This is a genomic window from Clostridium sp. CAG:221 (assembly GCA_000435835.1).
In the GTDB taxonomy this organism is placed as follows: domain Bacteria; phylum Bacillota; class Clostridia; order Clostridiales; family Clostridiaceae; genus Clostridium.
In genome coordinates this window covers 49,205-66,031 of the sequence record FR883429.1, presented here as the reverse complement: position 1 = coordinate 66,031, position 16,827 = coordinate 49,205, and the positions used below count along the sequence as shown (strand labels likewise).

Annotated in this window: 21 protein-coding genes; all 21 read left to right on the top strand. The window is 29.0% G+C overall.

The features are described 5' to 3' along the window. The first annotated feature begins 19 nt into the window (after positions 1–19). The 21 genes from fliJ to Q5O44_RS14590 all read left to right on the top strand — a co-directional run bounded on the left by fliJ (position 20) and on the right by Q5O44_RS14590 (position 16,781). Positions 20–481, top strand: a complete 462-nt coding sequence (fliJ, locus tag Q5O44_RS14690; protein ID WP_022169207.1) for a flagellar export protein FliJ — start codon at positions 20–22, stop codon at positions 479–481. After that, positions 468–1,805, top strand: a complete 1,338-nt coding sequence (locus tag Q5O44_RS14685) for a flagellar hook-length control protein FliK (RefSeq protein ID WP_022169206.1) — start codon at positions 468–470, stop codon at positions 1,803–1,805. The genes fliJ and Q5O44_RS14685 overlap by 14 nt, the downstream gene beginning before the upstream one ends. A 12-nt stretch (positions 1,806–1,817) precedes the next feature. Continuing rightward, entirely contained in the window at positions 1,818–2,522 is a 705-nt protein-coding gene (locus tag Q5O44_RS14680) for a flagellar hook assembly protein FlgD (RefSeq protein ID WP_022169205.1), read from the top strand. Positions 2,523–2,538: 16 nt separating this feature from the next. Continuing rightward, positions 2,539–2,925, top strand: a complete 387-nt coding sequence (locus Q5O44_RS14675; protein ID WP_022169204.1) for a TIGR02530 family flagellar biosynthesis protein — start codon at positions 2,539–2,541, stop codon at positions 2,923–2,925. A 91-nt stretch (positions 2,926–3,016) separates the two neighbouring features. Continuing rightward, complete coding sequence (locus tag Q5O44_RS14670; protein ID WP_022169203.1) at positions 3,017–4,048, top strand: flagellar hook-basal body complex protein; 1,032 nt, start codon at positions 3,017–3,019, stop codon at positions 4,046–4,048. Positions 4,049–4,203: 155 nt separating this feature from the next. Continuing rightward, on the top strand, positions 4,204–4,395 hold the full coding sequence (locus tag Q5O44_RS14665; protein WP_022169202.1) for a flagellar FlbD family protein: 192 nt from the start codon (positions 4,204–4,206) through the stop codon (positions 4,393–4,395). Between the two features lie 12 nt (positions 4,396–4,407). After that, entirely contained in the window at positions 4,408–5,211 is an 804-nt protein-coding gene (locus tag Q5O44_RS14660; RefSeq protein WP_022169201.1) for a motility protein A, read from the top strand. Positions 5,212–5,214: 3 nt separating this feature from the next. Further along, a complete protein-coding gene (locus Q5O44_RS14655; RefSeq protein WP_022169200.1) occupies positions 5,215–5,940 on the top strand; it encodes a flagellar motor protein MotB in 726 nt (241 codons plus the stop codon). Positions 5,941–5,943: 3 nt separating this feature from the next. Then, complete coding sequence (fliL, locus tag Q5O44_RS14650) at positions 5,944–6,384, top strand: flagellar basal body-associated protein FliL (protein WP_022169199.1); 441 nt, start codon at positions 5,944–5,946, stop codon at positions 6,382–6,384. A 16-nt stretch (positions 6,385–6,400) separates the two neighbouring features. Further along, entirely contained in the window at positions 6,401–6,781 is a 381-nt protein-coding gene (locus Q5O44_RS14645; RefSeq protein ID WP_022169198.1) for a flagellar biosynthetic protein FliO, read from the top strand. Then, a complete protein-coding gene (gene fliP / locus Q5O44_RS14640) occupies positions 6,771–7,526 on the top strand; it encodes a flagellar type III secretion system pore protein FliP (protein WP_022169197.1) in 756 nt (251 codons plus the stop codon). Before Q5O44_RS14645 ends, fliP begins: the two co-directional genes overlap by 11 nt. An 11-nt stretch (positions 7,527–7,537) precedes the next feature. Continuing rightward, positions 7,538–7,804, top strand: a complete 267-nt coding sequence (locus Q5O44_RS14635; RefSeq protein WP_022169196.1) for a flagellar biosynthetic protein FliQ — start codon at positions 7,538–7,540, stop codon at positions 7,802–7,804. A gap of 8 nt (positions 7,805–7,812) precedes the next feature. Continuing rightward, positions 7,813–9,639, top strand: a complete 1,827-nt coding sequence (locus Q5O44_RS14630; RefSeq protein ID WP_022169195.1) for a fused FliR family export protein/FlhB family type III secretion system protein — start codon at positions 7,813–7,815, stop codon at positions 9,637–9,639. A 23-nt stretch (positions 9,640–9,662) separates the two neighbouring features. Beyond that, complete coding sequence (gene flhA, locus Q5O44_RS14625; RefSeq protein ID WP_022169194.1) at positions 9,663–11,726, top strand: flagellar biosynthesis protein FlhA; 2,064 nt, start codon at positions 9,663–9,665, stop codon at positions 11,724–11,726. Then, positions 11,726–12,841, top strand: coding sequence for a flagellar biosynthesis protein FlhF (gene flhF, locus Q5O44_RS14620; RefSeq protein WP_022169193.1), 1,116 nt, complete (start codon positions 11,726–11,728; stop codon positions 12,839–12,841). Before flhA ends, flhF begins: the two co-directional genes overlap by 1 nt. Then, positions 12,838–13,695: a MinD/ParA family protein gene (locus tag Q5O44_RS14615; protein WP_022169192.1), complete on the top strand. Its 858-nt coding sequence runs from the start codon at positions 12,838–12,840 to the stop codon at positions 13,693–13,695. The genes flhF and Q5O44_RS14615 overlap by 4 nt, the downstream gene beginning before the upstream one ends. Before the next feature lie 95 nt (positions 13,696–13,790). Next, positions 13,791–14,519, top strand: a complete 729-nt coding sequence (locus Q5O44_RS14610) for a FliA/WhiG family RNA polymerase sigma factor (protein ID WP_022169191.1) — start codon at positions 13,791–13,793, stop codon at positions 14,517–14,519. A 3-nt stretch (positions 14,520–14,522) separates the two neighbouring features. After that, positions 14,523–15,008 (top strand): hypothetical protein, encoded by a 486-nt coding sequence (locus Q5O44_RS14605; protein ID WP_022169190.1) that lies wholly within the window; start codon positions 14,523–14,525, stop codon positions 15,006–15,008. A gap of 38 nt (positions 15,009–15,046) precedes the next feature. Continuing rightward, the gene (locus Q5O44_RS14600) at positions 15,047–15,265 is read left to right on the top strand and encodes a hypothetical protein (RefSeq protein ID WP_022169189.1); all 219 of its coding nucleotides are present in this window, start codon (positions 15,047–15,049) and stop codon (positions 15,263–15,265) included. After that, positions 15,258–16,001 (top strand): flagellar hook-basal body complex protein, encoded by a 744-nt coding sequence (locus tag Q5O44_RS14595; RefSeq protein WP_022169188.1) that lies wholly within the window; start codon positions 15,258–15,260, stop codon positions 15,999–16,001. Before Q5O44_RS14600 ends, Q5O44_RS14595 begins: the two co-directional genes overlap by 8 nt. 12 nt (positions 16,002–16,013) lie before the next feature. Further along, positions 16,014–16,781, top strand: coding sequence for a flagellar hook-basal body complex protein (locus Q5O44_RS14590; protein WP_022169187.1), 768 nt, complete (start codon positions 16,014–16,016; stop codon positions 16,779–16,781). Positions 16,782–16,827 lie beyond the last annotated feature (46 nt).

The following is a 16,827-nucleotide window of genomic DNA, read 5'->3' as shown; positions in this document are numbered from 1 at the left end:
ATTTTAGGAGAGATTAATTTTGGCAAATGGATTTAAATTTTCTCTTGAGAAATTGTTAGAAATGAGAAAAACAAGAGAAGAAGAAGGTAAGAAGCTTTTTAATAATAGTCAGCAGGAACTGCAAAAGTCCATTAATAAGTTAAATGATCTTAATGATAAGTATAAACAATATAATGGAATTGCAGCAGGAGAAACTGTTATATATCAAAAATTAAAGAAAAATTATTTAATAGCTTTAAATAAAGGTATTGAACAAACTGAAATAGAAATAGAGAAAAAACAAAAAGAAGTAGATTATAGAAGAGAGCAATTAAAGGTTAGGCAAATTGAAAGAAAAACTGTAGATATATTAAGAGAAAAGAGATTTAATCAGTTTATGGCAGATGAAAAAAGAAAAGAAGAAATAGCCAATGATGAATTTGCACTATATGCTCATATGAGAAAGATTGGAAAGGAGGTGAAAGAACATGGATTTAGGTAATTTAAATGCTGTAATAGCCAATATTGGAAAAGTTGATAATAACAGTAATGTTAATGGTGATAATTCAGTTAAAACTGAAAATAAAAGCAGTAATGGTAATTTTAAATCAGTGATGAGTTCTAAGGAATATTCTCTTTCTAAAACTACAGAAGATAACAAAACAACTGTTGAAAATGTATCTAAAGATATAAATGAAGCTATAGATAAAACTGAAGTTATTGAAAAAATTGAAAATGGAACTAAGGAGGAAATAATTGAAGAAGTAATGGTATTACTTCAAGCATTAAATATTCCAGTTATTGATAATAGTAATTTACCTATAAAAATTTATTTAGAATCTGGCAATACTTCTAGTTTAGATTGTATCAATACTTTAAAAAATATAAATTATTTAAGTGAAATTGCTGATTTAAATATTTCATCAGAGCTAATAAATAACAATAACTCTAATGTGTTAGAAAATATAGATTTAAATGAAGAAACATCATCTAATATAATCAATTTGCCTATTAAAGAAATTGTTAAAACTTTAAATTTAGAAGAAGATAAAGTTGTTACAACAGATAATATAGATAAAATATTAACTGTTTTGTGCGATAAAGATGGCAATGAAATTAAAAAGGATAAATTTATAGAAGTTGTGGATAGTTCTAAAGGCGAAAGCAAAAAGGATACTTCACAAGGTGTTGAAATGTTAAAGATGGTATTTAATATAGATAAATCTAATGGTGAGCAAAAAGGTGAAGAAGATATTTTAGCCAAGCTTATGACAATGGATGAAGACATAAATAAAGTTGAAGATTACATAGTTGAAGACACACCTATATTTACAGAAGTTTTAAATAGTAAAAATGATGTTGCTTCAAGTCTAATATCAGAGGTGAAACCTGTGGCAGTTTCAAGAGAAACAGTAGCTACTGATGTGGTTTCTAATGTTAAGTATATGGTTAAAAATCAAGTGGAGCAACTTACTGTAAAGATATATCCTAAGGAGTTAGGTGAAATAACCATAAAGATAATATCTGAAGATGGAATAATGAAGGCAGATATTAAATCAACATCTAAAGAAACATATACATTGTTAAATTCTAATATGGAAGAAATTAAAAAGCATTTAAGCAATGAAAGTTTAATTATTAAAGAAGTAAATATTGGCTTATATGAAGATACTACTTATTATAGTGGACAAGGTTTTAGTAATGAATTTAATGATGAAAGAAATAAAGAAAATTATTTTGTAGAAGATAATGATTCTATAAATATACATAAAGAAGAAAATGAAGAAATTTCAGAAGAAATTTCTAATGTTAACTTATTAGCATAGGAGAGAATACATATGTCAGATATAAGTACAATTTCAGGGCAAAGTAGAGCTGGTGGTAATTATACTGTTGGAGGAAAAACTGATAGAGGAACTTCAATTGTTGAAGCAGGTGGAAGTGTAGATAAAAATGCATTTTTACAAATATTAGTGGCAGAATTATCTAATTTAGATCCAACGGCTGATACAGATTCAACACAATACATATCACAATTAGCACAGTTTTCAACTATGGAACAAATGTCTAATTTAAATACTACAATGTCTAATTCAGCAGCATATAACTTAGTAGGTAAAGGTGTTACAGTTAATGTTCTTGATAATAAAGGTATTCCTTATACTGGTATAGTTAGAGGTGTAAGTGGAAACAATGGGACGAGTTATACAGTATCAATAGAGGTTTATGAGGATAATCAAACAAAGTATATTGATGTTCCAATGAGTAGTATTCAAACGGTTTTAGATGTAGGAGACTCATCACTTTCAGCTTTAAATAATATGAATACAAATATTGCGATGATGACAGCAAGTTCTTATATAGGAAAATATGTGGAACTTACTGAAAGTAAAGAAAATGGTAATAATGAAAAGGTAACAGGACAAGTTATGTCTGTATCTAGAGAAAATGGTGCTATAAATATTAAAGTTAAGCTTTTAGATGGAGAGGTAAAGACTTACGACTATAGTTTAGTTGAAAAGGTGCAAGATACTCCAATATAACAAAAGAAGGTGAGTTATGGGGTATAGAATAGTTAATGGAAGAGCATATGCTGTAGGTAATTTTTTTAACCTGGAAAGTGAATCAAAATTAACTAATGGTAATACAGGGGAAGTTAGCTTTAATGATGTATTAAATAATGTAAAGACAGAAAATGAAGGATTTATTTTATCTAAACATGCTTGTAAAAGATTCAATGAAATAAGCTTTTCAAGAGATGATATGAATGTGATAAATAATGGTTTTGATTTAGCAAAAGAAAAGGGTGCTAAAAATGCAGTATTTATATATAAGGATGTGGCATTAATAGCTAATATAAAAAATAGAACAATAATAACTGCTGTAGAGAAAGAAAGAGCAGAAAATAATGTTTTTACCAATATAGATAGTGTAGTTATATTATAAAAATTTATTAGGCTGGACCAAATATGGAGGCCTTGTCTTGTGGAAAGATAGAAGCAAGAAACAAATGGAAAATTTTTAGGAGGAAATATTTATGTTAAGATCGTTATATTCAGGGATTTCAGGAATGAAAGTAAATCAAACTAAGTTAGACGTTATAGGTAATAACTTAGCCAATGTAAGTACAACAGCATTTAAAGGGTCAAGAGTAAATTTCAGTACTACAATAAGTCAAACATTAGGTAGTGCCAGTGCAGCATCAGATTCTTTAGGAGGTGTTAATGGTAAGCAAATAGGTCTTGGAGCACAAATTTCAAGTATTGATAAAATAATGTCTCAAGGTTCAATGCAATCAACATCAAGAGCTCTTGACGTGGCAGTAGATGGAAGTGGATACTTTATGGTAGCTACAGGGCCAGCACTTACAGGAAATGCTAATGACTCTATAACAATAGCAAATAATGGAATAGGAAATATGCCAGCTAATAGTTCAGTGGCATATACAAGAGATGGTTCTTTTGTATTAGATAATGAAGGTAATCTTTTAACATCAAAAGGTTATAGAGTTTTAGGGTTTGCTATGGAAACTACAGATCCAGTTACTAATAAAACTGGTGATAATATAGAAGATGATGGAAAAGTGTTATATGTGGAATCAAATAATCAAACAAAAGCTATAGATAATAAATTAGTATCTTTAAAGATACCTGATAAAGTTCTTAAAGATGATGGTAAAGGAGGTAAAACTCCAGTTGCAGTAAAGAGCTTTAATATATCTGCTGATGGATTAATAACAGGTGTATTAGAAACTGGTGAAATAACAGCTCTTGGTCAAATAGCCATGGCAAGTTTTAAAAATGAAGTTGGTTTAACTGAAATAGGAAATAATATGTATGAACCATCAGGAAGTTCAGGAGCAGCAATAATTTCAAGTGGTAAAAATAGTGCAAATAGGAATAGCTCAGGATATGGAGATATTCTTCAAGGATATTTAGAAATGTCAGGAGTAGATATGGCAGAACAATTTACTGATATGATAGTTGCTACTAAAGCTTTCCAAGCAGCAGGAAAAACAATCACTACAGGTGATGAAATTCTTTCAGAAATAATTAATTTAAAGAGATAGTTTGTAAATTATTAATTGTGAGCAATGAATGATGGATTAAATTTAATTTATCATTCAGCTCATAAATTATAGTAAAAAATTGAATTACCAAAAATGAGTTAATTATTTTTAATTGATTCATTATTGGTAATTCAATAAGCAAGAAAGGTGTTAGTATGATTGATTTAACAGCAATGAATAATAAAGAATTTACTTTAAATGCAGATCATATAGAAAAGATTGAAGAAGTTCCTGAAACTTTAATAACACTTACCAATGGGAAAAAGTATATTGTTTTAGAAACTATACATGAAGTAAAAGATAAGGTTATAAGATATAAAAATAGAATAGCTACGTATAGAATTTAGGGGGAAATTGATGTGAAGAAAACAGATATTATGACGCCGGCTGGGTTTGTACTTGGAGCTGCCTTAATAGGATATGGAATTGTTTCTGGAGGTCCTTTTAGTATATTTATTGATATTCCATCAATATTCATATGTGTTGGAGGATCTTTAAGTGCTTTATTTATCACATATACTATGGATGAAATAAAAGAGATGTTTGGAAGTCTTGGTAATGCATTTAAAGAAAGTAGTGCTTCTCAAAAAGATATAATAGTACAGTTTTCAAATCTTTCACAAAGAGCAAGAAAAGACGGTTTACTATCTTTAGAAGAAGATATAAGTAATTTAGAAGATCCATTCTTAAAAAAGGGTATGCAAATGGTTGTTGATGGTATTGAGCCGGAAACTATTAAGGAAATATTAGAATTAGATATATATGAAACTGAAAATAGAGGAATGAATGTGGCAGGTATGTATACTGCTTGGGGTGGATACGCTCCAGGGTTTGGTATGATAGGTACATTAATAGGGCTAGTTCAAATGATGCAAAACTTAAATGATATTCAAAGTATAGCTGTTGGTATGGGAGTTGCACTTCTTACAACTTTCTATGGTTCATTCTTAGCTAATTACTTTTGTAATCCAATAGGTGCAAATTTAAAAAGACAATGTGCATTAGAAACTGGTACAAGAACTATGATGTTAGAAGGTATCTTAGCAATACAATCAGGTGTTAACCCAAGAATTGTAGAAGAAAAACTTTTAACTTATTTATCTGCAAAAGAAAGATTAGAATATATAAATAGTAATACAGAAAATACAGAAGGAGTTGCATAAGTTATGGCAAGGAAAAAAGTACAGCGTGATGAACCAAGCGGTGATGAATGGTTAGCTACCTACTCTGATTGTGTTACTCTTTTGATGACTTTTTTTGTTCTTTTATATGCAATGTCTTCTACTGATGAAGCTAAAATGAGAGCACTTTCTCAAGCTTTCAGAAGTGTAATGGCAGGTGAAGTTGGTGATAGTATTTTAGAATATAATTTATATAATGGTGATGTTCCTTTAATTGGTGGAGAAACACCAACAGATACTGTAGATGGTGAAAATATTGAAGAAAGTATGTACTATCAAGTAAGTAAATTTGTTAAGGAGCATGAATTAGAAGCATCAGTGGAAATAATTGAAACTGAACAAGGTGTTGCCATTCAAGTTAGAGAAAGTATACTTTTTGAAACTTCAAAATCAACTTTAAGAGAAGATAGCAAGGAAGTATTATCATCTATTGCAGAATTATTATCTTCTATAGATAATACTATTGTAGTAGAAGGGCATACTGATAATAGACCTATTTCTACAGCAGAATTCCCTTCTAACTGGGAATTGTCAGTGGATAGAGCTGTAAATGTAGTAAAATATTTTGTTGAAAATACAGGCATAGATCCAAAAAGATTAAGTGCTACAGGATATGGTGAACATCATCCAGTGGTGCCTAATGATACTGAAGAAAATATGGCTAAAAATAGAAGAGTAAATATTTTAATTATAGCTGATGATAAGGAGTAAGAAATGGCAGAAGAAAAGAAAAAAGGTAAAGGTAAACTAATTATTATTATAGTTGTAGCATTATTACTGCTAGGTGGAGGAGTTTTTGCTGGAGTATATTATGGTATGTCAAAGGCAAATTCTGAAGAAGCACCAATAGTAGAAGCTTATACTGAATTAGGGCAATTGCTTGTAAATTTAAGTGATGAAGGTAGCAAAAAATATGTGCAAATGACTGCTACTGTTACTTATGACAGTGCTAATACAGAAGTAGGAGAAGAAATTACTACTAAGCTTGTTGCTTTAAGAGATTCAGCAATATTTTATTTAAAATCTTTAAAAACTTCAGATTTTACTGCTGATAATGAAGTTAATTTAAAGAGAGATTTAGTACAAAGATTAAATTCAAATTTAAAATCTGGAACTATTATAGATATTAAATTTAATGAACTTTTAGTTCAATAATAGGAAGTACATATATATGGAATTTGTATTGATGAGTATTAAAATTATAGGAACATTAATAGTTCTTATACTTTTAATGCTCTTACTATTAAAATTTAATGAAAGCAAATTAAATGAGGTAAATTCAAGAAAAACTATAAGAGTAATTGAAAGAACTCAGTTATCAAAAGATGTATCTTTACAAATAATAAAGATAGGAAAAAAAGCATATGTAATGTCAGTATCACCTTCTAAAGGTGAATTTATAAAAGAGCTAACTGAAGAAGAGCTAAATGAGATTGAAGTTTTAAAGAAATTTGAAATTGAAAAAAATAAAGAAGCTTTTAATAATATTATAAAGCCTTTTGAGGAAGTAATAAATAAACTAAAGAAAAGGAAAAATAAATATGAAAAATAAAAAAGCTTATAAATTAATAGTGTTTTTTATAATAGCAATTACTTTCATGATTCCAAAGGAAGCTTTTGCATCGCCACATTTTAATTTATCTGTTAGTAGTGGAGATACTCCAGCAGATTATGTGGATAGTATAAAAATACTTATATTTTTTACAATGTTAACATTATTACCATCATTTATAATAATGTTTACATCATTTACTAGAATAACGGTGGTCTTTTCATTATTAAAGAATGCCATAGGAGCGCAGCAATCAATACCTAGTCAAATTTTAGTTGGATTAGCTATTTTTTTAACTATTTTCATAATGCAACCAGTATATACAGAAATAAATGAAGTTGCATTAAAGCCGTATTCAAATGAAGAAATAACTTTTGAGCAAGCACTTGAAAATGCATCTAATCCAATAAAGGATTTTATGTTAAAAGAAACAAGGCAAAAGGATTTGGAATTATTTGTTGATGCCGCAAAGCTTAATAGTGGAGAATTAACAAGAAAAAATATTCCTTTATATTCTATTGTTCCTGCTTTTGCCATAAGTGAATTAAAAACAGCATTTCAAATAGGATTTTTATTATTTGTACCATTTATGGTAATAGATATGATAGTAGCCAGTGTGCTTATGTCTATGGGTATGATGATGCTTCCACCAACAGTTATATCTTTGGCATTTAAATTGTTATTATTTGTAATGGTAGATGGATGGAATTTAATTGTAAAATCATTAATTACAAGTTTTTCGTGAGGTGAATAAAAGTGAGTGAAGCGTTATTAAATGGAATAATAAAAGAATCTATAATGACAGTAATAAAGGTGGCAGGACCTTTTTTAGCTGCTGCATTAATTATAGGTCTTATAATAAGTATAATTCAAGCAACAACCCAAATACAGGAACAAACTTTAACTTTTGTTCCAAAATTGTTAGGAATATGTGCAATAGGATTATTTTTAGCTTCTTGGATATCAAAAACTATGGTTCAATATACAGAAAATATATATAATATCATTACTAAGATATCTTAGGGGGATAAATGATAGATTCAGCAATTATTTTTACTGTTATGTTTATCTTCGTAAGATTATCAGCATTTTTTATAGTTTTTAATATTATTTTTCCAAGTGGAACACCAAAGGTACTGAAATTAGCTATTCCAATGATTTTAGCTTTTGCAATTGAACCAACGGTTTCCAATGTAAGTATGGAAATTATAAATAATAATAATAAGCTACTGATATATTTTTTAAACGAAGGGATTACTGGAGCACTTTTAGGACTTGTAACTAAAAGTTTATTTCAAATATTAAAGCTTGCTGGAAGTTGGATTGATCTTCATATAGGATTTAGTATGTTGTCACTGGCAGATGCCAGTGCATCATCAACTACCACTGTAACAGGAAAGTTACTTGAATATTGTACTTTAGTATTATTTTTTATAACAGATGCACATCATTTGATCATTAAGTCATTAATAGAAAGTTTTTCAGTTGTTTCTGTAGGTTCATCAATAATTTCATCAGAATCTATGATGGAAAGTATGCAGATAATAATAGAATATTTCTTTATGGGAATAAAAATTGCATTACCTATAGTTATTATAATTATAATGACAGATATATGTATGGGATTAGTATCTAGAGTAGTTCCACAAATAAATGTAATGATTTTAGGTATGCCTGTAAAGATGATAGTAGGGTTATTAATGATTACACTTTCTATAGCGATAATAAATAAAGTTTTTATAGGTGCTTTAAGTTATTTACCTTCAGTTATAAGAAGAATATTAAATGTAGCTCCTGTAGCACTTATTTTTATGTCAGATGATAAAACAGAAGAAGCTACTCCTAAAAAGAAGTCTGATGCTAGAAAAAAAGGTCAAATTGCTAAAAGTAAAGATATAGGAATTGCTCTTACTACCATAGCAACTTTATTGGTGATTATGACTTTAAGTGATAAGATAATTAATAACTTTAAAGAAATAATAATTTATTATTTAAGCAATGTAGGCTCTATGGAGTTGACAGATGGTTTATTAAAGTCAATTGCAAGTAATTCTTTTACTAAATTTGCTTCAACAGTTATATTGGTAGTAATACCTATAATGGTTGCAGGAATAGTAGCTAGTTTAATGCAAACAGGATTTTTATTAACTGGAGAACCATTAAAACCTTCTTTAAAAAAGCTTAATCCTTTAAATGGTATTAAAAATATGTTTTCTAAGAAAAGTGCCTTTGACCTTTTAAAGAATCTATTGGTGGTAACTATTGTTACTTACATTGGATATTCTTATATGAAAGATAATTATAATGATATTCTTCATATATCAACATTAAATGTTTCAAGTATAGGTAGTGAAATAAAACAGATAGTTGTTGGTTTATTTACTAAAATAGTAATACTTTTAATAGTGCTGGCAGCTACTGATTATTTTATTCAATTTAGGTTCCATAATAAAGAACTTAGAATGTCTAAGCAAGAAATAAAGGATGAATATAAGCAGATGGAAGGGGATCAACAGGTAAAGGCTAAGATAAAGCAAAAACAAAGAGCCATGATAACTCAAGGTATGATGAATGCCGTGGGAGATGCCACTGTAGTTATTACCAACCCAACTCATATAGCTGTAGCTATAAAGTATGAAGATGGACAGAATAATGCACCTAAATTGGTTGCAAAGGGAATAGATCATTTAGCCATTAGAATTAAGGAAAAGGCCAAGGAAAATGATGTTCCAATAATAGAAAATAAACCTTTAGCAAGAATGATTTATAAAGAGGTAGAATTGGACAGAGAAATACCACAGGAAATGTATCAAGCTGTAGCTGAAATTCTTGTGGCTATATATAAAATGAAAAAATAAGATAATTAAAAGGATTGATGAAATTGGCTATCGATAGAAAGTTTAATTTAAAAGAAAATCTTGATGTGTTGGTGGCTTTTGGGGTAATTGGTATTGTACTTATGATAATAATACCATTACCATCAATAGCTTTAGATATTTTACTGGCACTCAACATAACTTTATCAATTATTGTAATAATGATTACTATGTTTACCACAAGCGTACTACAATTATCAGTTTTCCCAACATTACTATTGGTAGTTACCTTATTTAGATTGGGGCTTAATATTTCTTCTACAAGACTTATATTAAGTAAAGGTGATGCAGGAAGTATAATTACTGCCTTTGGTGATTTCGTAGTTGGTGGAAATTATGTTGTTGGAGTTATTATATTCTTAATAATTATGATAATACAGTTTCTTGTTATAACTAATGGGTCTACTAGAGTTGCAGAAGTTTCTGCAAGATTTACATTAGATGCAATGCCTGGTAAGCAAATGAGTATTGATGCTGATTTAAATTCAGGATTAATAGATGAAGCAACGGCTAAAAAAAGAAGAGCTGATTTGCAGTCTGAAGCAGATTTTTATGGAACCATGGACGGGGCATCTAAGTTTGTTAAAGGTGATGCTGTAGCAGGTATAATAATTACTGTAATAAATGTTTTAGGTGGAATTATAATTGGTATTACTCAAATGGGTATGTCAGCTGGAGAGGCAGCTAGTCGTTTTGTTATTTTAACAATAGGTGATGGGCTTGTAAGTCAGGTTCCAGCATTACTTATTTCTACTGCTGCTGGTATTCTTGTAACTAGATCAAATTCAAAAAATAATTTCGGTAAAACTTTAACTACTCAGTTATCAGCTTTCCCAGTGGCTCTTGGAATTGCAGCAACAATAATGTTTGCCTTTGCAATAATACCATCAATGCCAACAGTACCATTTGCATTGGCAGGGGCATCTATGGGTGGATTATCATTTATGCTTATAAAGGAAGAGGAAAAGAAACAAGAAGTTGCTATGGTTCAAGAAGTTGAAGAGCAAGAAGAGCAAATAAGAAAAGAACCTGAGAATGTTATGAATTTAATTTCTGTAGAACCTATGGAAGTTGAAATTGGATATGGTCTTATACCTTTAGCTGATGAAAGAAATGGTGGAGATTTATTACAAAGAATAGCTTCAGTTAGAAGACAGTGTGCCATTGAAATGGGTATAATTGTACAACCTATTAGAATAAGGGATAATTTACAGCTTAAAAATAATGAGTACATATTAAAAATTAGGGGAACAGTGATAGTTTCCTCTGAATTGATGCCAAACATGCTTCTTTGTATGGATCCATCAGGAGAAGGTGGCACTATGCCAGGAATTAAAACTATTGAACCAACATTTGGTCTGCCAGCTGTATGGATAAATGCAGATCAAAAAGAAGAAGCTGAAATAAGAGGATTTACAGTGGTAGATCCAATAACAGTAATGGTTACTCACTTAACTGAAACTATAAAATCTCATGCACATGAATTATTAGGACGTCAAGAAGTTAAGATGATAGTTGATAATATGAAGGAGAAGTATAGCACAGTTGTAGAGGAACTTATACCTGATTTAATGACCATCGGTGAAGTACAAAAGGTATTACAAAATTTATTAAGAGAAAAGGTACCAGTAAAGGATACTGTAACAATTTTTGAATCTTTAGCAGATAATTCAAGAAATACTAAGGATATAGAGTTATTAACTGAATATGTAAGATTTGCTATGGCAAGAACCATATGTAATACGGTAGTAGATGAAAATAGAACTGTTACAGTGATCACATTAGATCCACAAATTGAAAATATAATTGCAAATAATACACAAAAATCTCTGCAAGGATCATTCCCGTCAGTTGATCCAGAAACAACTACAAGAATTTTAGAAAAAATACGTCAAACAATAGATAGTGTTTATTTCTATAATAATCAACCAATTATTTTGGTATCACCTAATATAAGACCAGTATTTAGAAAACTTATAGAAATGGTATTTCCACATGTTATGGTACTTTCTTTAAATGAAATACCAAATGATGTACAAATAAGAACAGAAGGAGTTGTAGCTTTATAATGATAATAAAAAAATATGTAGTTAAAAATATGAATGAGGCTATGACGAGAATTAGATATGAACTAGGAAAAGATGCAATAATTATAAGTCAAAGAAAGATAAGACAATCAGGATTTAAAAAATACTTTTCACCTAAGCTTATAGAAGTTACAGCAGCCTTAGAAAACACTACAGAACCAATGAAAACACAAAAACCACAAAGTACTTTTGCAAGTAGTGATGTGTTAAAGGAATCTGTTGAAAGTATTAAAGCAATAATGAATAAGGATGTTGTAAAACCTAAAGAAGAAGAGAAAAATGTTCTTGAAGATGAAGTTAAAGAAATGAAGAGTATTTTAAATGAGATATTAAATAATACTAAAGGTGAAGATAATGAAGATTTATTATTAAATTATGTTAATAGTCTTGATTTAAATCCTGTTTATTTAGAAGAGTTTAGAAGAGTTTGGAATGAAGCTGAAGATAAAGAAGAAGCCATGAAAAGTTATTTGTCAGAGGTAGTACAAATATCAAATGAAGATATAAATGGTAGAGTTGTGTTGGTTGGACCTACAGGTGTAGGAAAAACCACCACAATAGCAAAATTAGCAGGAAAATTAGCTCTTATGGATAAGAAAAAAGTTGGGTTAATCACCATAGATACTTATAGAATTGGAGCTGTAGAACAACTTAAAACTTATGCAGAAATAATGAATATACCATTTAGAGTTGTTATAACCATAAAAGAAATGGAAGAAGCAATTAATTCCATGACAGATTTAGATGTGGTATTAATAGATACCACTGGAAGAAGCAGTAAGAATAATATGCAGATTTCAGAACTAAGAGCTTTTGTTCAAAAAGCTAATCCAGATCATACTCTTATGGTTATGAGTAGTACAACTAAAAACAAAGATGTAAAGATGATACTTAAAGGTTATGAGCAAATAGATTACGAAAAGCTTATTATTACAAAGTTAGATGAAACTTCATCATATGGAATTATACATACCATATTAAAGGAAAGTAATAAGCCGGTAGCTTTTTTAACTACAGGTCAAAATGTACCAAATGACATAAGGGTTCCAAGTAAAGATGAAATTATTAAGCTTATAATGGGAGAAGATTCAATATGATGGACCAGGCAGAAATTTTAAGACAATTAGCTAGTAAAAGTAGTGGATTAAATGAAAAATCAAAAATTATAACTATAACTTCAGGAAAAGGTGGAGTAGGTAAAAGTAATTTTGTAGTAAACTTAGCAATAGCTCTTGCAAAAGAAGGGAAAAAAATATTGCTTTTTGATGCTGATATTGGTATGGGAAATGATGATGTATTAATGGGAATATATCATAAGTACAATATTATGGATGTTATAAATGGTGAAGTTTCAATTGAAAATGGAATTATTGAAGGACCACATGGAATTCACTTACTACCTGGAGGAACAGGAATAAATAATATTGAAGATTTGACAGAAGAACAAAGAGAAAGATTTATTTCAGAAATAGATAGAATTGATGGATATGATTATATATTAATTGATACAGGTGCTGGAATAAGTAGAACAGTTCTTGCTTTTATTGCTAGTTCTGATGAAGCTATATTTATTTTAACACCAGAACCTACATCATTGACGGACGGATATAGCCTATTTAAAGCACTTAAGCATTTTAAAATAGAAACTCATGTTAATATAGTAATTAATAGAGTTATAAGTGAAACAGAGGGAAAATCAACATTTAATAAATTTGACTTAGCAACTAGAAAATTTTTAAATGGATATCCAAGTTATTTGGGATGTATATATGAGGATAAGCATATTACCATGGCAGTGAGAAATCAAATTCCTATAGTAATAAAATATCCTAAATCTGAAGCAGCAAAATCCATAGTGCATGTATCAGAAAAAATTATGGGTAGAGAAAGTTCTATAAGAGGAAATGGTGCAAAAGGATTATTTAATAAGTTATTTGATATTTTTTCTTAGGAGGAGATGGAAATGGCCAAGTTTAAATTAAAAATAAATGGAAGATTAGATGTATTATGTATGCAAAAATTATAGCTAACTAAGGAGGGGTAACAATGAGCTGGACTAATATAGATAATAAGGAAAAAATAGTGGAACAATATATTCCTTTAGTAAAATATATTGCGTCTAGAATAATGATTGGAAGGAGTACTTATATAGAGTATGAAGATTTAGTTAGTTATGGAATGATAGGGTTAATGGATGCCATAAGTAAATTTGATCCAGATAAGGGAATAAAATTTTCATCTTATGCATCAATAAGAATAAAAGGTGAAATGATAGATCAGATAAGAAAAGCCAGGCCTATTTCTAAAGGGGCAATGGATAAATTAGCAAAGTATAATGAAGCTATTGATGCATTGCAAAATAGGTTACTTAGAGAACCAATCATAGATGAAATAGCTGAATATTTAAATATAACTGTGTCAGAAGTTGCTGATATCGAAAGATATATTAATTTTATGTCAGTAGTATCTTTAGAAGGAATTCTATTTTCAGAAGATGATGAATTAACTGTTATGGGAATTGTTGAAGATAAAAATAGCCCAAGTCCTCATGATTCTTATGAAGATAAAGAAAAAGTAGAAATATTAGCTGAATGTATTGAAAAATTAAAAGAAAAAGACAGAACAATATTAAATCTTTATTATTATGAGGGCTTGACATTAAAAGAAATAGGTAAAGTACTAGAGGTATCTGAATCGAGAGTTTGTCAGTTACATAGTAGAGCTATTAAGAATTTAAGGGTTATGCTTCAAAAAATAAATTACATAGAGGTATAAAAAGTGATACATATTTTACTTATAGTTATAGGAATAGTTTTAATAGTTGTTAATAGAGATATAAAAAATGAAAGAGCCGATGATGGAGGCTCTTTTGCTAATATTCTAAAAAATGAAGAAAAAGAATTTACAGACTATGATATGAAATTTGTAGATATGAGAAAAGATATGGCGGAAAGTATTCTTGATTTACAAAAAGAAATTCAAGAATTAAGAACTGAAATTTTTAATATAGAAAATAGTAATGTAAATATAAAAGAGAATATAAAGCAAGTGAAATTAGATAACGATATAAAAAGAGATTGTATAGATAAAGATATAATTTCTGAAATTAATTTTAATAATTTAAAGGATAATCATGGTAATGATAGTAAGTTTGAAAATATTAAAATGATGATTGATGAAGGAAAAAGTGATGAAGAAATATGTAGTTCACTTAGTATAGGAAAGGGTGAAGTATTATTAGTAAGAGGATTATACAATCAATAAAAGAAAGTATTTATATATTTAGAGATAAAAAGATTTTAATGGGAATTGGAATTGGAATGATTATATCTACATTAATATTATTTTTATCTGGCACTAATAAAATGTCAAATGCAGAAATAGAAAAAGCAGCAAGAGCTATGGGAATGCATTATGAAGATGAATGTAAGGTTTTTTTTGAAAATGATAATTCTTCAAGTAATGATGCTACTACTAATAGCACCACAGAAGCTAATGAGGAGGATATATTTAATGATTAGAAGTTTATATGCATCATTATCATCAATGATTACTTTAGAAAATCAGCAAACATCAATAACAAATAATTTATCTAATGCTAATACAAATGGATATAAATCAGAATCTTTAGTTACTAAGAGTTTTAATGAAGTATACATAGGTAATAGAGAAAATGGTGTAATAGGTAGTTTGAGTTTGGGAGCTGCCATTGATACAGTACAAAAATCATTTACTCAAGGTGGACTTAAAAGTACATCAGATTCATCGGATTTTGCTATAAATGGAAGAGGGTTCTTTGTAGTTCAAAAAGGTAATGAATATTTGTATACAAGAGATGGAGATTTTACTGTGGGAGCTGATGGAACTTTAAAGACTACTTCAGGAGATTCTGTAATGGGAAGAAATATGAATACAGGGATAATGGAACCTATTTTTGTAGGCAATAATCAATATACATTAGGAGCAAATAATATTTTAAATGTTGAGGGATTAGCTAATTATCAAATGGTTACAGCTGATTTTGAAGATTATAGTACATTAAAAAAAGTAGGAGATAATTATTATACAGGAGAAAATCCTATTATGGATTCTGTAGTAAACACACATCAAGGTTATTTGGAAGGGTCTAATGTTAATGTAACAAATGAAATGGTTAATATGATGAGTACAATGCGTAATTTCCAAAGTAGTCAAAGTATCTTTAAGATGATAGATGGTACTTTAGATTTAGCTGCTAACAGCATAGGTAAAGTGTAGGAGGATATATAGATGTTAACAACATTATGGACAAGTAAATCAGGACTTAATGCTAATCAAGAGAAATTAGATGTAATATCAAATAATATAGCAAATGTAAATACTACAGGATATAAAAAAGTTAATGCAGGTTTTAAGGATTTAATTTCATCTTCATTAGATGAATGGGGAAATCCATTAAATGATAAAACAGCTACAGTAGGAAGTGGAGTTAAAGCTGGTAATTTTACTAAAGATAATAGCCAAGGTGGTTTACAAACAACAAATCAAAAAACTGATTTGGCATTAGATGGTGAAGGATATTTTAAAGTGATTTCCAGTAATGGAACAGAGTATTATACTAGAGATGGCAGTTTTAAATTAGATTCTTATGGAAGACTTGTAACTGCTAATGGGAATATTTTAGAGGTTCAGTATGCAAATGGGTATTCACAAAATAATACAGGTCTTACAGCTGATAATTTTACTATAAATAAAAAAGGGGAAATATTTGCAGAAAACAATGGTAACTTTGAAAAGGTTGGAGAAATTGCAGTATATACAGCAGTAGGCAATGATGCATTTACGTCTGTTGGAGATAATTTATTTAAAGAGTTAAATGGAGTTCAAGTATATAGAACTTTAGATGCCGATATGTATCAAGGATATTTAGAAGCTTCCAATGTGGATCTTTCACAAGAAATGACAGATATGATAGTAACTCAAAGAGCTTTTCAACTAAGTTCTAAAGGAATTACAGCTGCTGATGAAATGTGGGAAATGATAAATAATCTTAGATAAAAAATAATGGATAAAATTTAAAATAAATTTTATCCATTATTTTTTT

What these genes read in the sequence shown, in the direction of transcription:
- Q5O44_RS14685 (WP_022169206.1), top strand. Translation starts at nt 468, where the DNA reads ATGGATTTAGGTAATTTAAATGCTGTAATAGCCAATATTGGAAAAGTT.
- Q5O44_RS14680 (WP_022169205.1), top strand. Translation starts at nt 1,818, where the DNA reads ATGTCAGATATAAGTACAATTTCAGGGCAAAGTAGAGCTGGTGGTAAT.
- Q5O44_RS14675 (WP_022169204.1), top strand. Translation starts at nt 2,539, where the DNA reads ATGGGGTATAGAATAGTTAATGGAAGAGCATATGCTGTAGGTAATTTT.
- Q5O44_RS14670 (WP_022169203.1), top strand. Translation starts at nt 3,017, where the DNA reads ATGTTAAGATCGTTATATTCAGGGATTTCAGGAATGAAAGTAAATCAA.
- Q5O44_RS14665 (WP_022169202.1), top strand. Translation starts at nt 4,204, where the DNA reads ATGATTGATTTAACAGCAATGAATAATAAAGAATTTACTTTAAATGCA.
- Q5O44_RS14655 (WP_022169200.1), top strand. Translation starts at nt 5,215, where the DNA reads ATGGCAAGGAAAAAAGTACAGCGTGATGAACCAAGCGGTGATGAATGG.
- fliL (WP_022169199.1), top strand. Translation starts at nt 5,944, where the DNA reads ATGGCAGAAGAAAAGAAAAAAGGTAAAGGTAAACTAATTATTATTATA.
- Q5O44_RS14645 (WP_022169198.1), top strand. Translation starts at nt 6,401, where the DNA reads ATGGAATTTGTATTGATGAGTATTAAAATTATAGGAACATTAATAGTT.
- fliP (WP_022169197.1), top strand. Translation starts at nt 6,771, where the DNA reads ATGAAAAATAAAAAAGCTTATAAATTAATAGTGTTTTTTATAATAGCA.
- Q5O44_RS14630 (WP_022169195.1), top strand. Translation starts at nt 7,813, where the DNA reads ATGATAGATTCAGCAATTATTTTTACTGTTATGTTTATCTTCGTAAGA.
- flhF (WP_022169193.1), top strand. Translation starts at nt 11,726, where the DNA reads ATGATAATAAAAAAATATGTAGTTAAAAATATGAATGAGGCTATGACG.
- Q5O44_RS14615 (WP_022169192.1), top strand. Translation starts at nt 12,838, where the DNA reads ATGATGGACCAGGCAGAAATTTTAAGACAATTAGCTAGTAAAAGTAGT.
- Q5O44_RS14610 (WP_022169191.1), top strand. Translation starts at nt 13,791, where the DNA reads ATGAGCTGGACTAATATAGATAATAAGGAAAAAATAGTGGAACAATAT.
- Q5O44_RS14600 (WP_022169189.1), top strand. Translation starts at nt 15,047, where the DNA reads ATGGGAATTGGAATTGGAATGATTATATCTACATTAATATTATTTTTA.
- Q5O44_RS14595 (WP_022169188.1), top strand. Translation starts at nt 15,258, where the DNA reads ATGATTAGAAGTTTATATGCATCATTATCATCAATGATTACTTTAGAA.
- Q5O44_RS14590 (WP_022169187.1), top strand. Translation starts at nt 16,014, where the DNA reads ATGTTAACAACATTATGGACAAGTAAATCAGGACTTAATGCTAATCAA.